The 16455-nt window shown below is 72.2% G+C and carries 12 protein-coding genes; 6 read left to right on the top strand and 6 right to left on the bottom strand.

Annotation, left to right across the window (positions count from 1 at the left end; translation table 11 throughout):
* Positions 1-29: 29 nt before the first annotated feature.
* Genes ACWCPM_RS15320 through ACWCPM_RS15330 form a run of 3 tightly spaced genes read right to left on the bottom strand, consistent with a single transcriptional unit; the run spans position 30 to position 3905 of the window.
* Positions 30-2093, bottom strand: a complete 2064-nt coding sequence (locus ACWCPM_RS15320) for an iron ABC transporter permease (RefSeq protein ID WP_450976646.1) — start codon at positions 2091-2093, stop codon at positions 30-32.
* A 4-nt stretch (positions 2094-2097) separates the two neighbouring features.
* Positions 2098-3078 carry an iron-siderophore ABC transporter substrate-binding protein gene (locus ACWCPM_RS15325; RefSeq protein ID WP_450976647.1) on the bottom strand — a complete coding sequence of 327 codons (981 nt, stop codon included), beginning with the start codon at positions 3076-3078 and terminating at the stop codon, positions 2098-2100.
* The gene (locus ACWCPM_RS15330; RefSeq protein ID WP_450976648.1) at positions 3075-3905 is read right to left on the bottom strand and encodes an ABC transporter ATP-binding protein; all 831 of its coding nucleotides are present in this window, start codon (positions 3903-3905) and stop codon (positions 3075-3077) included. The genes ACWCPM_RS15325 and ACWCPM_RS15330 overlap by 4 nt, the downstream gene beginning before the upstream one ends.
* Positions 3906-4473: 568 nt before the next feature.
* Between ACWCPM_RS15330 and ACWCPM_RS15335 the strand changes: the two genes are divergently transcribed.
* The 6 genes from ACWCPM_RS15335 (at position 4474) to ACWCPM_RS15360 (ending at position 9951) form a co-directional block, all read left to right on the top strand.
* Positions 4474-5760 (top strand): acyl-CoA dehydrogenase family protein, encoded by a 1287-nt coding sequence (locus ACWCPM_RS15335; RefSeq protein ID WP_450976649.1) that lies wholly within the window; start codon positions 4474-4476, stop codon positions 5758-5760.
* 225 nt (positions 5761-5985) lie between these two features.
* Positions 5986-6105: a putative leader peptide gene (locus tag ACWCPM_RS15340; RefSeq protein ID WP_450976650.1), complete on the top strand. Its 120-nt coding sequence runs from the start codon at positions 5986-5988 to the stop codon at positions 6103-6105.
* Between the two features lie 195 nt (positions 6106-6300).
* Positions 6301-7407, top strand: a complete 1107-nt coding sequence (locus ACWCPM_RS15345) for an ABC transporter substrate-binding protein (protein WP_450976651.1) — start codon at positions 6301-6303, stop codon at positions 7405-7407.
* A gap of 40 nt (positions 7408-7447) precedes the next feature.
* Positions 7448-8245, top strand: a complete 798-nt coding sequence (locus ACWCPM_RS15350) for an ABC transporter ATP-binding protein (RefSeq protein ID WP_450976652.1) — start codon at positions 7448-7450, stop codon at positions 8243-8245.
* The gene (locus ACWCPM_RS15355) at positions 8232-9170 is read left to right on the top strand and encodes an ABC transporter permease (RefSeq protein WP_450976653.1); all 939 of its coding nucleotides are present in this window, start codon (positions 8232-8234) and stop codon (positions 9168-9170) included. Before ACWCPM_RS15350 ends, ACWCPM_RS15355 begins: the two co-directional genes overlap by 14 nt.
* A 43-nt stretch (positions 9171-9213) precedes the next feature.
* Entirely contained in the window at positions 9214-9951 is a 738-nt protein-coding gene (locus ACWCPM_RS15360) for a hypothetical protein (RefSeq protein ID WP_450976654.1), read from the top strand.
* Positions 9952-10333: 382 nt separating this feature from the next.
* Here ACWCPM_RS15360 and ACWCPM_RS15365 read toward each other — a convergent pair whose 3' ends face one another.
* The 3 genes from ACWCPM_RS15365 to ACWCPM_RS15375 all read right to left on the bottom strand — a co-directional run bounded on the left by ACWCPM_RS15365 (position 10334) and on the right by ACWCPM_RS15375 (position 16419).
* A complete protein-coding gene (locus ACWCPM_RS15365) occupies positions 10334-12088 on the bottom strand; it encodes an alpha/beta hydrolase (protein ID WP_450976655.1) in 1755 nt (584 codons plus the stop codon).
* Between the two features lie 595 nt (positions 12089-12683).
* Positions 12684-14321: a sigma-70 family RNA polymerase sigma factor gene (locus ACWCPM_RS15370; protein WP_450976656.1), complete on the bottom strand. Its 1638-nt coding sequence runs from the start codon at positions 14319-14321 to the stop codon at positions 12684-12686.
* Between the two features lie 565 nt (positions 14322-14886).
* Positions 14887-16419: a DUF6777 domain-containing protein gene (locus tag ACWCPM_RS15375; protein WP_450976657.1), complete on the bottom strand. Its 1533-nt coding sequence runs from the start codon at positions 16417-16419 to the stop codon at positions 14887-14889.
* Positions 16420-16455: the final 36 nt, after the last annotated feature.

The raw sequence follows: 16455 nt of genomic DNA on the forward strand, positions 1-16455 counted from the left end.
TGACCGTCCGCAGCCGTCCGCAGCCGCCGCTAGCGGCGGCTGCGGACGAGCAGATACAGGAAGTACGGCGTCCCGATCACCGCGGTCATCAGGCCCGCGCCGAGCTGTGCCGGTGCGATCACGGTCCTGCCGATCAGGTCGGCCGTGCAGACCAGAAGGGCGCCGAGGAGCATCGCGACCGGCACCACCCGCACATGCTGCCGGCCCACGAGGGCACGGGCCGCGTGCGGCGCGACGAGGCCGACGAAGCCGATCGTGCCCGCGGCGGCCACGGCGGTGGCGGCCAGCAGCACGCTCACCACGAGGAAGCCCAGGCGCCCGCGGGCCACGTCGAGCCCGAGGAGCCTCGGGGTGTCCTCGTCGAGCGACACCAGGTCGAGTTCCGTGCGCCGCAGCACCGCCACGGCCGCACCGACGGCGAGGACCACGGCGAGCGGCGCCACGTCGGGCAGCGTCCGGCCGTAGGTGGAGCCCGACAGCCAGGTGAGCGCCTTGGTCGCGTTGAACGGGTCGGTGAGGATGATGAGCAGGCTGATCAGGGCACTCGCGCCGGTCGCGACGCCGAACCCGACGAGGACGAGCCGGTTCTGCTGGAACCCGCCCCGCGCCGCGAGCCCGAAGACGAGCAGGGAGCTGACCGCCGCGCCCGCGAACGCCCCGCCGGCCACGGTCCACGACCCCGCCAGGGGCACGGTCGTGACGAGGAGTACGGCACCGAGCGCCGCGCCGCCGGAGACTCCGAGGACACCGGGCTCGGCCAGGGGGTTGCGGGTCACGGACTGTACGAGGGTCCCCGCCAGTGCCAGCGCCGCGCCCGCGAGGAGCGCCGCGGCGACCCGGGGCACCCGGGTGTCGAGGACGAAGCCGACGGTCCGCCCGGCCCTGCCCTGCGCCCAGTTGACGACGTCGCCCAGCAGCAGCTTGCTGTCGCCGAGCAGCACGGCGGCGATCGTGACCCCGATGAGGAGGGCCACCAGGACGGCCGTGGTGGTGAGGAAGACGGTTCGGCTCCTGATGCGCAGCCGGTCGGGCGCGGCGGCGGCGCCGTCCCGCACCCGGGTGGCCATCGCGATCAGGAAGACCGCGCCGACCAGACTGGTGACGACCCCGGTCGGCACCGCGACGGCCAGCTCCGTGGGGACGACGGCACGCAGCAGCACGTCGGAGCCGAGCACCAGCGACGCGCCGACGAGCCCCGCGAGCGGCATGTTCGCACGGGTGCGGGTGAATCCGCGGAACCTGCGGGCGAGGGGGCGTACGAGCGCGGGGGCGCACAGGCCGACGAAGCCGATCGGTCCGGCGAGCGTGACGGCGGCCGTGGAGAGCAGCGCCGTGAACACGACGACGGTGACCCGGGTGGTGCGGACCCGGACGCCCAGGCCGCGAGCGGCGTCGTCGCCGAGCGCCAGGGCGTCGAGCCGCCGGGCGACGAGCAGCAGCCCGACGAGACCGGCGACACCGATGGGTGCCGTCTGGAGCACGCCGTCGAACCCGTTCTGGGCGATGCTGCCCTGGTTCCAGCGGTAGAGGCCCTCGGTCTGCTGCGGGAACAGCAGGAGCAGCCCCTCGGTGACGGCGCCGAGGCCGAGCATCAGGGCGCTGCCGGCCAGCACGAGCCGTACGGTGCCCGAGCCGGGACCGGACAGTCCGAGGACGACGCCGGCGGCGGCGAGGCCGCCGGCGAACGCCACGCCGGAGGAGGCGAACAGCGGGAGCGAGACGCCGGTGACGGCCGCCACGCCGAGAGCGAGATACGAACCCGCGTTGACGGCGAGGGTGTCGGGGGACGCGAGGACGTTGCGGCTGACGGCCTGCAGGGCGGCGCCCGCCATGCCCAGCAGGATCCCGACGACCAGGCCGGCCGTCATGCGGGGCAGCCGGGAGGCGACGACGACGGACGAGTCGCCCGGCTCGGCCTCGCCGGTGAGCGCCTTCCACACCTCGGGCGCGCCGACCGCGGCCGTGCCCTGCGTGATGTCCACCAGTGCGAGCACGGCGACCAGCAGGACCAGCGTGGCCGTCACCGCGGCGGCGCCGCTCCGGGACGTGGCGGGCGTCGGGCGGGTGGTGGGAGCGGTTGCGGTGACGGCCACGGTGCTACTTCGCCAGGGCCTCGACGACCGCGTCGACGTACAGCTCCATCGACTCGGTGCCGCCGAACATCCAGATGCCGTCGGGCAGCCGGTGCACGTTGCCCTTCTTCACGAACGGCAGCGAGGTCCACACCTTGTCCTTCGCCAGCGCGCCGGCGAACGGGGTGCTGGCCTTGTCGCCCTCGCTGCCGATGTAGGCGAACTGCACGTCGCCCAGCTCGGTCAGGCCCTCGACGTCGGTGGAGGCGAGTCCGTAGTCCTTGTCGCCCTCGATCGCCCAGGCGTTCTTCAGGCCGAGCTTCTCGTTGACCGCGCCGATGAGCGAGCCGCCGGTGTACGGCCGGATCGAGACCTGGTTGGAGACGACGTAGCCGTCGGCGAAGGCGTAGTCGGCGCCCGTGAGTCCGGCGTCGGCGAGGGCCTTCTTGCCCTCGGCGAGCTTCGCGTCGAACCGCTTCTTGAGCTCGTCCGCCTTGTCGGTGGTGCCGGTGGCCTGGGCGATGAGGTCCAGGTTCTCGGTCATCCGCCCGATCGGGTCGGCGGCGTCGGCGGAGCGGACCTCCAGGACCGGGGCGACCTCGCGCAGCTGCTTCACGGCGGCCGGCGGCAGGTCGGTGGTGGCGACGATGAGGTCCGGGGACAGCGAGGCGATGGTGTCCATGCTGGGCTCGCCGCGCGTGCCGATGTCCTTGGGCTCGTTCTTCAGCGCGACCGCGGTGTCCCAGGTCTTGTAGCCCTTGACGTCGGCGACGCCGATGGGGTCGACGCCCAGCGATATCAGGTTCTCGACGACGTTCCACTCGGTTCCGACGACCTTCTTGGCCGGACCGTCGAGTTCCACCTTGGCGCCGGTGGCGTCGGTGAGGGTGATGCGCTCGCTGGTCTTCTTCGGCGCGTCGTCGGCGGCGGGCTCGGTGGTCCCGCAGGCGGTCAGGGTGAGCGCCGCGGCGGTGGTGACCGCCGCGGTCAGCAGGAGGCGTCTCATGAGGTGGTACTGAGCCTTTCGCTTCGCGTGTGGTGGCGGCCGATGGCGCGGGTGCGCAGCCGGCCGGTGAGGGGGTCGGTGTCGACCTCGATACGGATGCCGTACGTGTCGGTGAGCCGCTGTGCCGTGAGGACGTCCTCGGGCAGGCCGTCGGCGATGATCCGGCCCTCGTGGAGCAGCACGATCCGGTTGGCCACGGCCGCGGCCTGGTCCAGGTCGTGCAGGACGGCGCCGACCGCGATCCCGTGCTCGTCCGCCAGGTCGCGGACGAGGTCGAGGAGTTCGATCTGGTACCGGAGGTCCAGATAGGTGGTGGGCTCGTCGAGGAGCAGGACGCCGGTCTCCTGGGCCAGGCAGCCGGCGAGCCAGACGCGCTGGAGCTGGCCGCCCGAGAGGTGCTCGGCGCCCCGTTCGGCGAGCTCCGCGACGCCGGTCAGGGCGAGCGCGCGGTCCACCGCGGCCCGGCCCTCCGTGTCGCCGCGACCCCAGCGTCCCCGGTAGGGGTAGCGGCCGAACTCGACGACGTCCCGGACCGTCAGCCCGGTGGGCGTGGGCCGCCCCTGCGTCAGCAGGGCGACACGGCGTGAGAACTCACGGGGAGTCAGCGCCAGGGCGTCGGTCTCGCCGTCGATGACGAGTTCGGCGGCCCTCGGCCGCTGCAGCCGCGCCAGGGTGCGCAGCAGCGTCGACTTGCCGCTGCCGTTGGGCCCCACCAGCACGGTCACTTCGCCCGGTCGCAGCTTCAGCGCAGCACCGTGCACGACATCGACGCCGTCGTAGGCCACGGTGACATCCGTGGCCGACAGCTCATGACCACGTGGACTCACGGGCCCGGGGGTCTCTTCAGCAGCTCGCACGTTGCGAAGGTTAGCCTAACCTAAGACCGGGTTGAAGCAGGGGGTCTCCGGGCGCAAGACGAAGATTCGCCAGATCCGGGGTCCGTGACCGGAAACAACCCCTCCACGCCGAGGCGGCGACCCGCCGCGAGAGCTCCTTCCCTATGTTTCCTATCGAATTACTAGGAAAGCCTTGACGGGTGCGGAGCAGCCGCACAGGATGCTGTTCATGTCCCGTACGCAGCAACGACTCGTTCGTCGCCGGCATCTCGACTTCGGTCACGTCGTCAGCGCCGCCCGCTGTCCCGCGTAAGGCACCCGGCTCTCCCCGCATCGCCCGTGCCCCCGCACACCCTTCCTCCAGCCGGCCGGACTGCCGGGCATGTCACCCGCCCCGCCTGACGGACCCGCACACTTCCGAGGGACGACCGCCATGACCACGGCACTTCCCCGACACACGACGGCCGCGCCTGGTGGGCGACCCCCACCGCACACGACGGCGGCCCCGGCCACGGCCCAGGCTCCGCGTGCCTGGACGGACGGTGAGGAGACGACCGCCATGGGCGTAGCCGCCGCACCGCCGGGACCCGCATCGGCATCCGGGGCACACGAGTCGGCATCCGGGGCACGCGAGCAACCCGAGAAGTCCGCGCCGGCCGACCGGACCGGGCCCGGTCGGGCGCACTGGCTGCGCGTGGCCCGCGAAGCGGCGGACGACCTGGCCACCGACGCGGTGGCCAGGGAGCAGGCAGGCAAGGCACCGTTCGACGAAGTGTCCCGGCTGCGTGAGGCGGGGCTGCTGACGCTCCTGACACCGTCCGGCTCCGGCGGAGGCGGCACGGACTGGCCGACGGCCTACTCCGTCGTCCGGCAGATCGCCGCGGCGGACGGGGCGATCGGTCAACTGCTGGGCTGTCACTACTTCCTGTCGTGGAGCGCCCGGTGCTTCGCCCAGCCGGACCGCGCCGCCCGGCTGGAGCGGCGGTCCGCGGCGGAGCAGTGGTGCTGGGGAGGGGGGCTCGCGCCCCGGGAGGCCCCGCCCAGACTGACCGGGAAGCCCCACGGCTCGGTGCTCGACGGCCGGCAGAGCTACGTCACCGGGGTCCTCGTCGCCGACCGGCTCGCCGTTCGGGCCGTACGGGCGGACACCGGCGAACCGCTCGCCGTCGTCGTGGATCCCGGCCACCGGGGCGTGCGGATCGACGACGACGCGGGCACCTTCGGCCAGCGACTCGCGGGCGGCGGCAGCGTCGAGTTCGACGCCGTTCCGGTCACCGCCGACGACGTCCTCGGCTCCCTGCCCGCGGACGAGGACGTCCTGTCGCCCGCGACCGCCCTGGCGTCCCCGGTCGGACGCCTCTTCTCCGTCCAGGTGCTGCTCGGAATGGCCGACGGAGTTCTCGCGGAAGCCCGTGAGTACAGCAGGCCGGGCCACGCCCCCTGGCCGCCCTCCTGTCCGGCCGGCACCTCCCACGACCCGCAGGTGCGGGCCGCCTACGGGGAACTCGTGGTCCTCGCCCGCTCCGCGTCCGCACTCACCGATCAGGCACTGGCGGCCCTGTACGGCGGGCTGGCCCGTGGCGAGGACCTCGCCCACGACGAGTACGCGGAGATCTCCGTCCTCGCGGCGATGGCCGAAGCGGCAGCCGCCAGGGCCGCGCGGGAGACCACCACCCGCGCCCTCGACGTCATCGGCTCCCGCGCCGCCTCGGCGCGGCTGGGCTTCGACCGCTTCTGGCGCAATGCCCGGACCCACACCCTGTTCGAGCCCGGCACCCACCGGCTGCGTGAGGTCGGGGACTACTTCCTCGACGGCACGCATCCTCCTTTCGCCCTGCCGGTCTGAGCCCGGGACCGGACTCCACCGGCGGCCGTGAACGTGGCACCTCACGTCCTTCCTCGCACCGTCCGCCCCGGCCGTCGCGGCCTCGCCGGCATCCCGCCGGTGACCGGATTCCGAACTGCGAGATGAGGTCGTCCATCATACGAACACCCCCTTGGGGAGAGGGCGACCTTCTGCCACGATCCCTAGCAGTCAGGTAGGGAAGCTAGGAATCCCGGGGGGTGGGCCATGCGAGCGTTCGACCGATGCGACCGCCACGGCCGGGCCGGCCGGTCGCTCCCGCTGCTGACCTCGCGCCGCCACATCGACCTCGGCCGCACGTCCAGCGCCATCTGTCGGCCCGTCTGAGGCCGTCCGCAGCGACGCCCTTCGGCCGGCCGCGCCCTCCGCGCCCTGCCTCCACCCGCCTCCGCCCCGCCTCCACTCCCGCGCCCTTGCACCTCGAAGGGCGCGGTGAGCGGCGCTCCGGCGCCCGCTTCCGCGCCGCACCCCCCACACGTTCAGCACCTTCTTGATCAGCCCTTTCCCTGAAAGGACACCTCCGTGTCTGCCGCAAGACCGATCATCGCCCTGCGCGCCCTCGCCGTCACAGCGGCGCTCCCACTCCTGCTGACCGCCTGCGGTTACGGTGCCGAGTCCACCTCCGACGACAAGCAGCCGGAGGTCGCGGCGAACGCCGAGAAGCTGTCCGCCGACGAAGTGAGGATCGGCTACTTCCCCAACCTCACCCACGCCACCGCCCTGGTGGGCGTCCAGGAGGGCCTGCTCCAGAAGGAACTGGGCGGCACCAGGATCAAGGCGTCGACGTTCAACGCCGGCCCCTCCGAGATCGAGGCGCTCAACTCCGGCTCCATAGACATCGGCTGGATCGGCCCCTCCCCCTCCATCAACGGATTCACCAAGTCGGGCGGCAAGAACCTGCGCATCATCAGCGGTTCCGCCTCCGGCGGCGTGAAGCTCGTCGTCAATCCCGACAAGATCAAGACCCTGGACGACCTCAAGGGCAAGAAGATCGCCACGCCCCAGCTCGGCAACACCCAGGACGTCGCGTTCCTCAACTGGATCGCGGAGAAGGGCTGGAAGGTCGACGCGCAGAGCGGCGGCGGTGACGTCTCCGTGGTCCGCACGGACAACAAGATCACCCCGGACGCCTACAAGTCCGGCTCCGTGGACGGCGCCTGGGTGCCCGAGCCGACCGCGTCCAAGCTCGTCTCCGAGGGCGCGAAGGTGCTCCTCGACGAGTCCGACCTGTGGCCCGACAAGAAGTTCGTGATCACGAACATCATCGTGTCGCAGAGCTTCCTGAAGGAGCACCCGGACGTCGTCGAGGCCGTGCTGCGCGGTTCGGTGAAGACCAACGAGTGGATCAACGCCAACCCCGAGGACGCGAAGGCGTCCGCCAACGCGGCGCTGAAGAAGCTGTCGGGCAAGGAGCTGCCCGCCGAGGTCATCGACCCGGCGTGGAAGTCCATCACCTTCCTCGACGACCCGCTGGCCGCCACCCTCGACGCCCAGGCCGAACACGCCGTCAAGGCCGGTCTGCTGGAGGAGCCGCAGCTGAAGGGCATCTACGACCTCGCGCCGCTGAACGGGGTGCTCAAGGCCGAGGGCAAGGACGAGGTCGACGACGCCGGTCTCGGCACGCCCTGACGACCGACCGGATCCCATAAGTTCCCAGGAGGTGACGACCATGGCCACCACGATCGCCAAGGCCGCCGAGGACGCCCCGCAGGCGACGTACGCCGCCCGTGTCGAGCATGTCTCGAAGTCCTTTCCCGCGCCGGGCGCGCCCGGCGGGCGGCAGCTCGTGCTCGACGACATCACCCTCGATGTCGCGCCGGGCGAGTTCGTCACCCTCCTGGGGGCCTCCGGGTGCGGCAAGTCCACCCTGCTCAACCTGGTCGCGGGGCTGGACCTGCCGTCCTCCGGCTCGATCAGCACGGACGGCCGGCCCGCCCTGATGTTCCAGGAGCACGCGCTCTTCCCGTGGCTGACGGCCGGCAAGAACATCGAGCTCGCGCTGAAGTTGCGTGGGGTCACCGCTCCCCTGCGCCGCTCCGAGGCGGAACGGCTGCTGGAGGTCGTACGGCTCGGAGGCGCGTACCGCAAGCGGGTGCACGAGCTGTCCGGCGGCATGCGCCAGCGCGTCGCACTGGCCCGCGCGCTGGCGCAGGACAGCCGACTGCTGCTGATGGACGAGCCGTTCGCCGCGCTGGACGCGATCACCCGGGACGTGCTGCACGACGAGCTGACCCGCGTCTGGCACGAGACGGGCGTCTCGGTCCTGTTCGTGACGCACAACGTGCGCGAGGCGGTACGGCTGGCACAGCGCGTCGTGCTGCTGTCCTCCCGCCCGGGGCGGATCGCGCGCGAGTGGACGGTCGGCATTCCGCAGCCGCGCCGTCTGGAGGACAGCGCGGTCGCCGGGCTGGCCGCCGAGATCACCGAGGAACTGCGTGAGGAGATCCGCCGCCATGGCCGGCACTGACCACGGCGTCGGCACCGAGGCCGACGTGCGCAAGGACGGCCCCACGGCCGCCGGGAAGCCGCAGGACCCCCATGACCTGGCGGGACTGGAGGCGGGGCTCGACGCCCTGGAGTCGGCACCGGTGGCACGTACACCGCTGCGGGAGACGCTGACGCGCAAGGTGCTGCCCCCCGTCACCGCCGTCGTACTGGTGTTGGTGGTCTGGCAGTTGCTGGTGTGGGCCGAGGTCGCCCCCGACTACAAACTGGCGTCGCCGTCCGACGTGTGGGGCGAGTTGCGCGCTGCCTGGCTCCAGGGCACGCTCCTCGGCTACATCTGGACCAGCGTCTCGCGCGGGCTGCTCGGTTTCCTGATGGCGCTCGCCATCGGCACCCCGCTCGGCCTGCTGGTCGCCCGCGTCGGCTTCGTCCGGGCGGCCGTCGGTCCCGTCCTGTCCGGGTTGCAGTCGCTGCCGTCGGTGGCCTGGGTGCCGCCCGCCGTGATCTGGCTCGGCCTGAACGACTCGATGATGTACGCCGTGATCCTGCTCGGCGCGGTCCCCTCCATCGCCAACGGCCTGGTCGCGGGCATCGACCAGATTCCGCCGCTGTTCCTGCGCGCCGGGCGGACCCTGGGCGCGACCGGGCTGCGCGAGGCCCGGCACATCGTGATGCCGGCGGCGCTGCCCGGCTATCTCGCCGGACTGAAGCAGGGCTGGGCGTTCGCCTGGCGGTCCCTGATGGCCGCCGAGATCATCGCCTCCTCGCCCGATCTGGGCATAGGACTGGGCCAGTTGCTGGAGAACGGGCGCACCAACAGCAGCATGCCGCAGGTGTTCCTGGCCATCCTGCTGATCCTGCTCGTCGGTGTCGCCGTCGACCTGCTGCTCTTCAGCCCGCTGGAGCGGCGGGTACTGCGCCACCGCGGGCTGCTGGTCACCCGCTGACCCGCAACCTCGTCCGTGGTCCCGGTCGGTGAGACTGGGCGGTGTGAACGACTACCGCCCGGTCGACCGGGACCTCGCTCCGGAACAGTACGGTCGCCTGAGGGTGCGCACCGCCGACCTGACCCCGGCCGACTGGCTGACGGGACGCACGGCAGGATTCGGCGAGCCCGGCGGCCTCGGCACTGTGGGCGGCGTGGCCGTGCCCGGATTCCCCTCATACGTTCGGGTGTTGCACCCGGCCGGCCTGGACGAGCGGCCGGTGCGCTGGGCGACGGTGGCCGCCGCCCACGGGCGGACGGTGACGCCGACCGCACGCTGGCACCAACTGATCGGGTTGGGCGACGAGTACCAGGACGCCTCCGGGTTCGAGCTGCCCGGGGTCTGGGACGAGCGCCCGGAGGAGGGGTCGACGCCGCTGCCCGTCGCCACTGCTCTGATCCCGGTCCTGGAACGGCACACCCGGACCCCGGAGGACTGCTGGTTCGGGCTCTGGTGCGGCTACGGACGCTGGGACTTCGGCCGGTTCCCCGTCTTCGAGACCCCCGGCCGGGAGGAGGTACTGCTCGCGGGCGCGCTCGCCGACGCCGTCTCCCCCACCGCGCTGGACGAGTTCCGCGAGCTGCCCGACCTGTGGTGGCCTCAGGACCGCGCTTGGTGCGTCGGTAGCGACGTGGACCTGGCGAGCACCTACGTCGGCGGGTCCCCGGAACTGATCGCCGAACTGCTGGCGGCTCCTGACCTGGAGACACACGCTGTGGGACCGGGCGACCCGGTCGGCTGACGGGACGCCCGGCGTCTCCGCCCCGCCCACCGGTCAAGGCCCCGGCCCGTGACGCCCGTTACGGAGGCGCCCGTGGGGGTTGGGCCCGCCGGCCGAGGGGAATGGTCCGGCGTAACCGGTGATCGGGTCGCTCGTCCAGGGCCGGCCTCCGGCCGAGGAGACGGTTCACCTGCACGCGGAGCGCATGACGGCGATCCGCGGGACCCGGAGGAGGAGGCGGTCATGAAGCGGATCCAGGAGGAGAAGCGTCCCCGGCCTCCGCGCCGCCCGACGGCTCTCGACCTGCGGACCCCGTCCGGGCGTCCGCTGCCCTACTGACGACGGCTGTTGTCCGGGGCGGCAGTTGCCTGTCATGGACGGCTGTCGTCATTGACGGCCGTCGTCACGGACGGCTGGTGAGGATGTTGGCCATGCCGCCCTCACCCGCGGAGACGGCGCCCCGCGGCTCGTCCGCGGGATCCGCGGGATCCGCGGGATCCGCGGGATCCGCGGGATCCGAAGAGCCTTCCGGTTCCGCCGAGTCGGGAGAGCCCTCGCGTTCCGCCGCGTCCGGGGTGTCCGCCGAGCCCGCCGAGAAGGGCGGCCTGTCCTGCCGGCACTTCGTCCCCGCCGGCGGCAGCGTGCCGTCGACGAGGTAGCGGCTCTCGTGCGCCTGCACACAACTGTTGGGGTTGATCAGGGCCGTGTGCCCGTAACCCTCGTGGGTGAGCAGACGGGCGTCCGCCAGTTCCCTGGCCATGGCCTGGGAACCCGAATACGGGGTCGCGGGGTCGTTCGTGGTGCCGACGACGAGGACGGGGTGGGCCGTCCGCTTGTTCCACGGGCCGCGGTAGACGTCCTGGGCGGTCCCCGGCCAGGCGGCACAAGCCACGGTGGCCCACGTCCAGTAGCGCCCGGCGTCTCCCGCCGTCGCGGCACTGGCCTCCTCCATGGCCGGGTAGGCGCCGGGGTCGCGCGGGTTGGGGCTGTCGCCGCACACGACCGCGACGGCCTGTTCCTCTCCCAGGTACGGACTCGGCTTCGCCACGGGAGGCGCGGGCGGGAGCACGGCCGGCCGCGGCGCCCGGCCCTGCCACAGGTCCTGCAGCCTGTCGGCGAGGTCCGCCCATCCCGGGAGGACGGAGTAGAGCCCGCTCACCACGTCACCGACGGTCGGGCCGTAGCCCCACTCGCCCACGGGTTCCGTCCGCAGTCGCCGCAGCAACTCGTCGAACTTCTCCCGGGTCTCCTGCGGGCTGCCCGCGGAGAACGGGCAGCGGGCGGTGGTGGCGGCCCCGCACAGTTCCAGGAACCCGTCCAGGACCGCCGCGGCCCCGCGGTCCGATCCCAGCCGCAGCATGGTGGTGAGCCGGGCCGCGGCTTGCGAGGCGTCGTCCGTCCAGGCCCGCGGGTCCCAGTTGCTGTCCAGGACCATGGCCCGGACCGTGTCGGGGAAGAGGTTGGCGTAGGTGGCGCCCAGGTAGGTGCCGTAGGAGATGCCGAGGTACGTGAGCTGCGGGTCGCCCACCGCCTTGCGGAGCTCTTCGAGGTCGCGTGCCGTGTCGGTGGTGGACACATGGCGCAGCAGTTCCGGGTCCCTTTGCTGACAGCGCCTGCCGAGGTCCTGGTACGCGCTGATCCAGGCCGCGCGCTCCTTCGCGCCCACCGGGACGCCGGTCGTCTTGGCCGCCGTCCACTTCTCCGCCTCGGCGGTGCTCGTGAAGCAGTTGACCGCGGTGCTGTTGCCGATCCCCCGTGGGTCCCAGCTGACGACGTCGAACCGCTCCCGGACCTCGCGCGGGAGGAGGTCGTAGTTCTGGGGCATCTGCACGGTGCCGGGCCCTCCGGGGCCGCCCGGGTTGAAGAACAGGGTGCCGATGCGCCGTGTCGGTGCGGTCGCCTTCCGCTTGACGACGGCCAGTTCGAGCCGGCGTCCGCCGGGGTCGCCGTGGTCCAGCGGCACCTTCGCGGTCGCGCAGTCGAAGGGGCTGCCCTTGACGCAGGGGCTCCAGTTCAGCTTCGGGGCGGACGACTTGGGTGCCTGTGTGCCGTCGGCGGTGGCGAGGCCCGGTCCGGCCAGTGCGGTCGCGCAGGTGACGACGGCGGCGACGGCCGCGGCACAGGCCCGGCGGCGGCCCGTCGGTGCGGATATGTGCATGCCTTGTCCATTCACGGCTGGGCGCCCGACGCCGCCCACGCGCGGGGCACCGGCACGCGTACACCGCAAGCCCACCGTGGTCCGGCGGGGCGCGCGAGCCGGTCGCCGCCGAATGGCGGAGCGGTCGCCGCCGGGGTCACGGGGATCCGCGGTGCCGCGGGGTCACTCCGTGGGCAGGGTGCCGGGCAGGCCGAGCGCGGCGGAGACGTGGCGCCAGACGGAGCCGAGCGCGCCGTCCAGGGTGACCGTCGGGTCGCGCAGGATGAGGCGGATGCCGTAGCCGTCGCTCAGGGACAGGACGAGGGTGGGTGCCGCGCTCTGAGCCGGACCAACGCCCCCTCCAGGTCCCGCCGCTGCGCGGCGGTGTGCGCGTGAGCGGCGCCCGGCGGGCCGGACCCCGATGCCGGGTCTGACCGAGGCCGACCGGAGGGTGTGGCGGTACCCGGTGATCTATCCGAACACGCTCATCGACTCACGGCCTCTCGGGCGGGCCGCACCGCCGTCGGGTCGCGCCCACTCCCTCCCCGGAGCGGCGGCCCTCACCACGGAGCCGGGTCCCTGGGAGGGCCTCACCCGTCGGTCCCGCCAGGCTCTCTCATTGCCTGGCGCCGAAGTTCTGCGTCCACCACGGTCCGCCGGAGCCCTCGTGGATGCCCACGCCGATGTCCTTGAACGAGCAGTTGAGGATGTTGGCGCGGTGGCCTGGGCTGTTCATCCAGGAGTCCATCACGGCCTCAGGGGTCTGCTGGCCCCGGGCGATGTTCTCGCCGTACGTGGACCAGTTGTAGCCCGCGGCGGTCGTGCGCTGCCCAGGGTCGGCGCCGTCGGGATTGGTGTGGTCGAAGAAGTCGCGGGCCGCCATGTCCTGCGAGTGTCCCTGGGCGGCCCGGTTCAACTGGCCGTCCTCCGCGAGCGGACCGCAACCGGCCGCCGACCGCTCCTTGTTCACCAGGGCCACCACCTGCGCGACGTCACCCGTCGGCACCGGCTGCGTCTTCGGGGCGGTGGACACGGTGCGTGTCGGTGTGGCGGACGGCCGCGGGGCCGGCACCGTCTTCCTGGTCGGGCGCGGGGACTTGGAGGGGCTCGCCTTCTTCGACGGTGAGGCGGACGGCGACGCGGACCTGGAGGCGGAGGGGGATGCCTCGGCGGTGCCGGCGGTCGAGACCTCAGCCGCGGGGGAGACGGTCGTCCGCGCGGCGGACGCCTCCTCGCTCGCGGTGTCGGGGTCCGAGTCGAAGTACCACAGGCCGCCACCCGTGACACAGGCAGCGAGGACGGCGACTCCGGCGGCCCGGCGCCGGACGCGCCTGCGCCGACGGGCCGCGCTGCGCGAGCCCGCCCGCCCCTGCGCGGCGCGGTGTCCGACTCCGGTGCCCGAGCCGCCGCTGCCGCCGGACGGGCCCGGCCGGGACGCCGATCCCACGGCGGTCATCCCACCGGAGGCGGCGAGCACGCGGTCCAGCAGTGCGGGCGTCGCGACGACCAGCGCCAGACCGGCCAGCAGCCCCTCGGCGGGCATCAGCCCGCTCCACAGCCCGGAGCAGCGCGCGCACTCACGTGCGTGCCGGGCTGTTCGCTTGCGCCACAACGCCGAGGGCCGGCCGTCCCAGGCAGCCAGCGACCCGCTCAGCTCCTCGCACCGCGGGCGCGCGTCGAGCGCCCGCACGACCACCCGGGCCGCCTCCAGCTGGGCCTTCATACGCTGCACGCGTACGGCCGTGTGCTGCGGGGACAGTTCGAGTGCGGCGGCGACCTCGGACCGCGTCAGCTCGCCCGCGCACTCCAGCCACCACAGCGACAGCAGTCCCCGGTCGTCGGGCTCCAGCCAGCGGGTCGCGCGGGCGGTCTCCTGGCGTTGCCCGGTCAACTGGAGCTGGACCATGGTCAGATCGACGAAGTCGGCGCCGGGATCGGCGAGGTCCTGGGCCTCCTCGACGGCGCCGGGGGCCGACTGACGGTCGTGCCAGTGCGTCCGGACCTGGTTCATCGCGATGGCCACGAGCCAGGAGCGGAAGTTCTCGGGAGCCCGCAGGGAGCCGAGCGAGTCGAGGGCACGGAGCAGGGTGTCCTGCACGACGTCGTCGACGTCGACCGAACCGTTCAGAGCCCGGCCGACGACGTTGTAGACCAGCGGCAGGAACGCGCTGACCAGAGCGTCCTGAGCCTTGGGATCGCCCTCGGCGGCAGCAGTCACCAGTGCCGCGGACTCCCTCGTGCGCTCTGTACTCATCAAAAGTCTTCCTGTCCTCGACGCCGAACGATCCTGTCCGATACCTGGGAGATCGATCGGGGGCCCCGGGATAACAGTTCTTCGGACACGTGTTCCGCGAGAGCCTTCACGGGGCCGACCCTGCGGCGCAATGGGGGCCGTCACAGTCGGCGCCCGCGCGGCCCTTATCTGACGTCACGCACTCGGTCAAGTCACGATTTGTCGTGCCATGACCCCGGGATTCCCTCAGGGCCTACTTGAGGTGCGGGCTTCACCGGGAGAGGGAACCCGGAGAACGAAACCCGGAGAACGAACCCGGACCCGGAAGTCCGCACTCGACAGGAACTCACTCCACCGAACGGGAGGAAAGCCATGAACCGTATCGCCACGACCGAGGATTCCCACCGTCCCGAGGGCCTTCGCGCACATGACGTCCCTCGTCGGCTTCGCCGCCGCGATGATGGACGGCAGATGCGGTGGCCTCGGTGCCGACACCCACGAGGCCCCCCGTGTCCGGGCGGCAAGGCGCCGCGCGGGCCCGGTCAGGACGGGGCAGCGCCCGCTCCGTGCCCGGCTCCGGCGCAGATCAACCCTGGTTGCCCGGGCCGGGGTTGATGTCGGGAGCAGGCTGCTGCTCCTGCTCGGGCTGCTGCGGCTGCTGATCCTCCTGGGGCTGCTGCTCCTCTTCCGGGTTCTGCTGGGGCTGCTGCTCCTCTTCCGGGTTCTGCTGGGGCTGCTGCTCCTCTTGAGGCTGCTGTTCCTGTGGCTGCTGCTCCACTTCGGGGTTCTGCTCGGGCTGTTGCTCTTCCTGCGGCTGCTCCTCCTGAGGCTGCTCCTCTTCCTGCGGCTTCTCCTCTTCAGGCTTCTCCTCTTCCTGCGGCTTGTGCTCGGGCTCGTTCTCGTCCGGCTTGGTTCCGGGGTTGTCGGGCTTGTGCTCGGGCTTGTCCTGGTCCGGCTTGTCCTCGTCAGGCTTGTCCTGGTCCGGCTTGTGCTCGGGCTTGTCCTGGTCCGGCTTGTCCTCGTCGGGCTTGTGCTCGGGCTTGTCCTGGTCCGGCTTGTCCTCGTCGGGCTTGTGCTCGGGCTTGTCCTCGTCCGGCTTGTGCTCGGGCTTGTCCTGGTCAGGCTTGTGTTGAGGCTCGTTCTGCTCCGGCTTGTGCTCAGGCTTGTCCTGGTCCGGCTTGTTCTCGTCCGGCTTGGTTCCGGGGTCGTTGGGCTTGTGCTCGGGCGAGTCGTAGTCAGGCTGCGGCTCGACGTCGTCTCGGCCCGGATCGTTTTCCGGCAACTGCCCGTCCGGCGACTCCTGAGTCGGCGGCGACTCCTTGGCCGGTGGCTCCTTCGCCGGTGGCTCCTTGGCCGGTGGCTCTTTCGGCGGCAGGGGCCAATGTCTTGCCGGGGCAGTGGTCTTCCGGTCGGCATCGCCCTGGTCACCCGAGTCGCGGCGAACCCAATTCCGGTCGCTCGCATCGAAGATGACGAACTCCTTGATCTCCTTCGCCGAGCGGTTGACGACCACGACGTTCTGCGGCCGGTACCCCGACCACGGGGTCCCCTTCTCCTGGGGCGCGGTCTTCTGAGGGACCGCACGGGTGAGCGGATTTCCGCAGGCGCAACGCACCTTCGGCTCACCGCGGCCGTCGACGAGGACAGCCGTTCCCGCCTGAAGCACGGCCTGGTAGTCGGTCGCGGCGCCGTCGCGGTACCCGTGGTTGGTGACGCGGGTGTCGGAGCGCAACAGCACGGGGGTCAGTGAGCGCAGATAGGTGTCGACCGCGGACTCCCGCAGGGCCAGGACCGAGGCGAAGGCCTTGTTCTTGGCGCGATCGGAGGTCAGATGACGGATCTGCTTCTCCACGTCGCAGCTGGCGGTGTTGAGGGTTCCCCCGTAGAGCCCGGGTTCCGACCCGGTGACGCTGCGGATGGCGTTGTCCTTGGGCGCCGGCGTGTTGGGCGCGGCAGACGGCAATGACGAGGTCGTCTTCGCGGTGGACTGTGTGTACGGGTCCGGCCCGGTCGAACTCGTGGGCTGCAGGATGACCTCGCCGGCTTCCGCCGGTCCGCCGCCCGGGCGGGTGAAGACGACGGCGAGACCCACGGCTGCCACCGCGGCGGTGACCGCCATGATCCGCGGCACGGACCGCCGCCAGGGGCTCCCCCC

The organism is Streptomyces sp. NPDC002309 (assembly GCF_053593375.1).

Bases quoted from the DNA above. Each gene is read 5' to 3' on its own strand.
- ACWCPM_RS15375 (WP_450976657.1), bottom strand. From the start codon at position 16,419: ATGGCGGTCACCGCCGCGGTGGCAGCCGTGGGTCTCGCCGTCGTCTTC.
- ACWCPM_RS15335 (WP_450976649.1), top strand. From the start codon at position 4,474: ATGGGCGTAGCCGCCGCACCGCCGGGACCCGCATCGGCATCCGGGGCA.
- ACWCPM_RS15325 (WP_450976647.1), bottom strand. From the start codon at position 3,078: ATGAGACGCCTCCTGCTGACCGCGGCGGTCACCACCGCCGCGGCGCTC.
- ACWCPM_RS15355 (WP_450976653.1), top strand. From the start codon at position 8,232: ATGGCCGGCACTGACCACGGCGTCGGCACCGAGGCCGACGTGCGCAAG.
- ACWCPM_RS15350 (WP_450976652.1), top strand. From the start codon at position 7,448: ATGGCCACCACGATCGCCAAGGCCGCCGAGGACGCCCCGCAGGCGACG.
- ACWCPM_RS15370 (WP_450976656.1), bottom strand. From the start codon at position 14,321: ATGAGTACAGAGCGCACGAGGGAGTCCGCGGCACTGGTGACTGCTGCC.
- ACWCPM_RS15365 (WP_450976655.1), bottom strand. From the start codon at position 12,088: ATGCACATATCCGCACCGACGGGCCGCCGCCGGGCCTGTGCCGCGGCC.
- ACWCPM_RS15340 (WP_450976650.1), top strand. From the start codon at position 5,986: ATGCGAGCGTTCGACCGATGCGACCGCCACGGCCGGGCCGGCCGGTCG.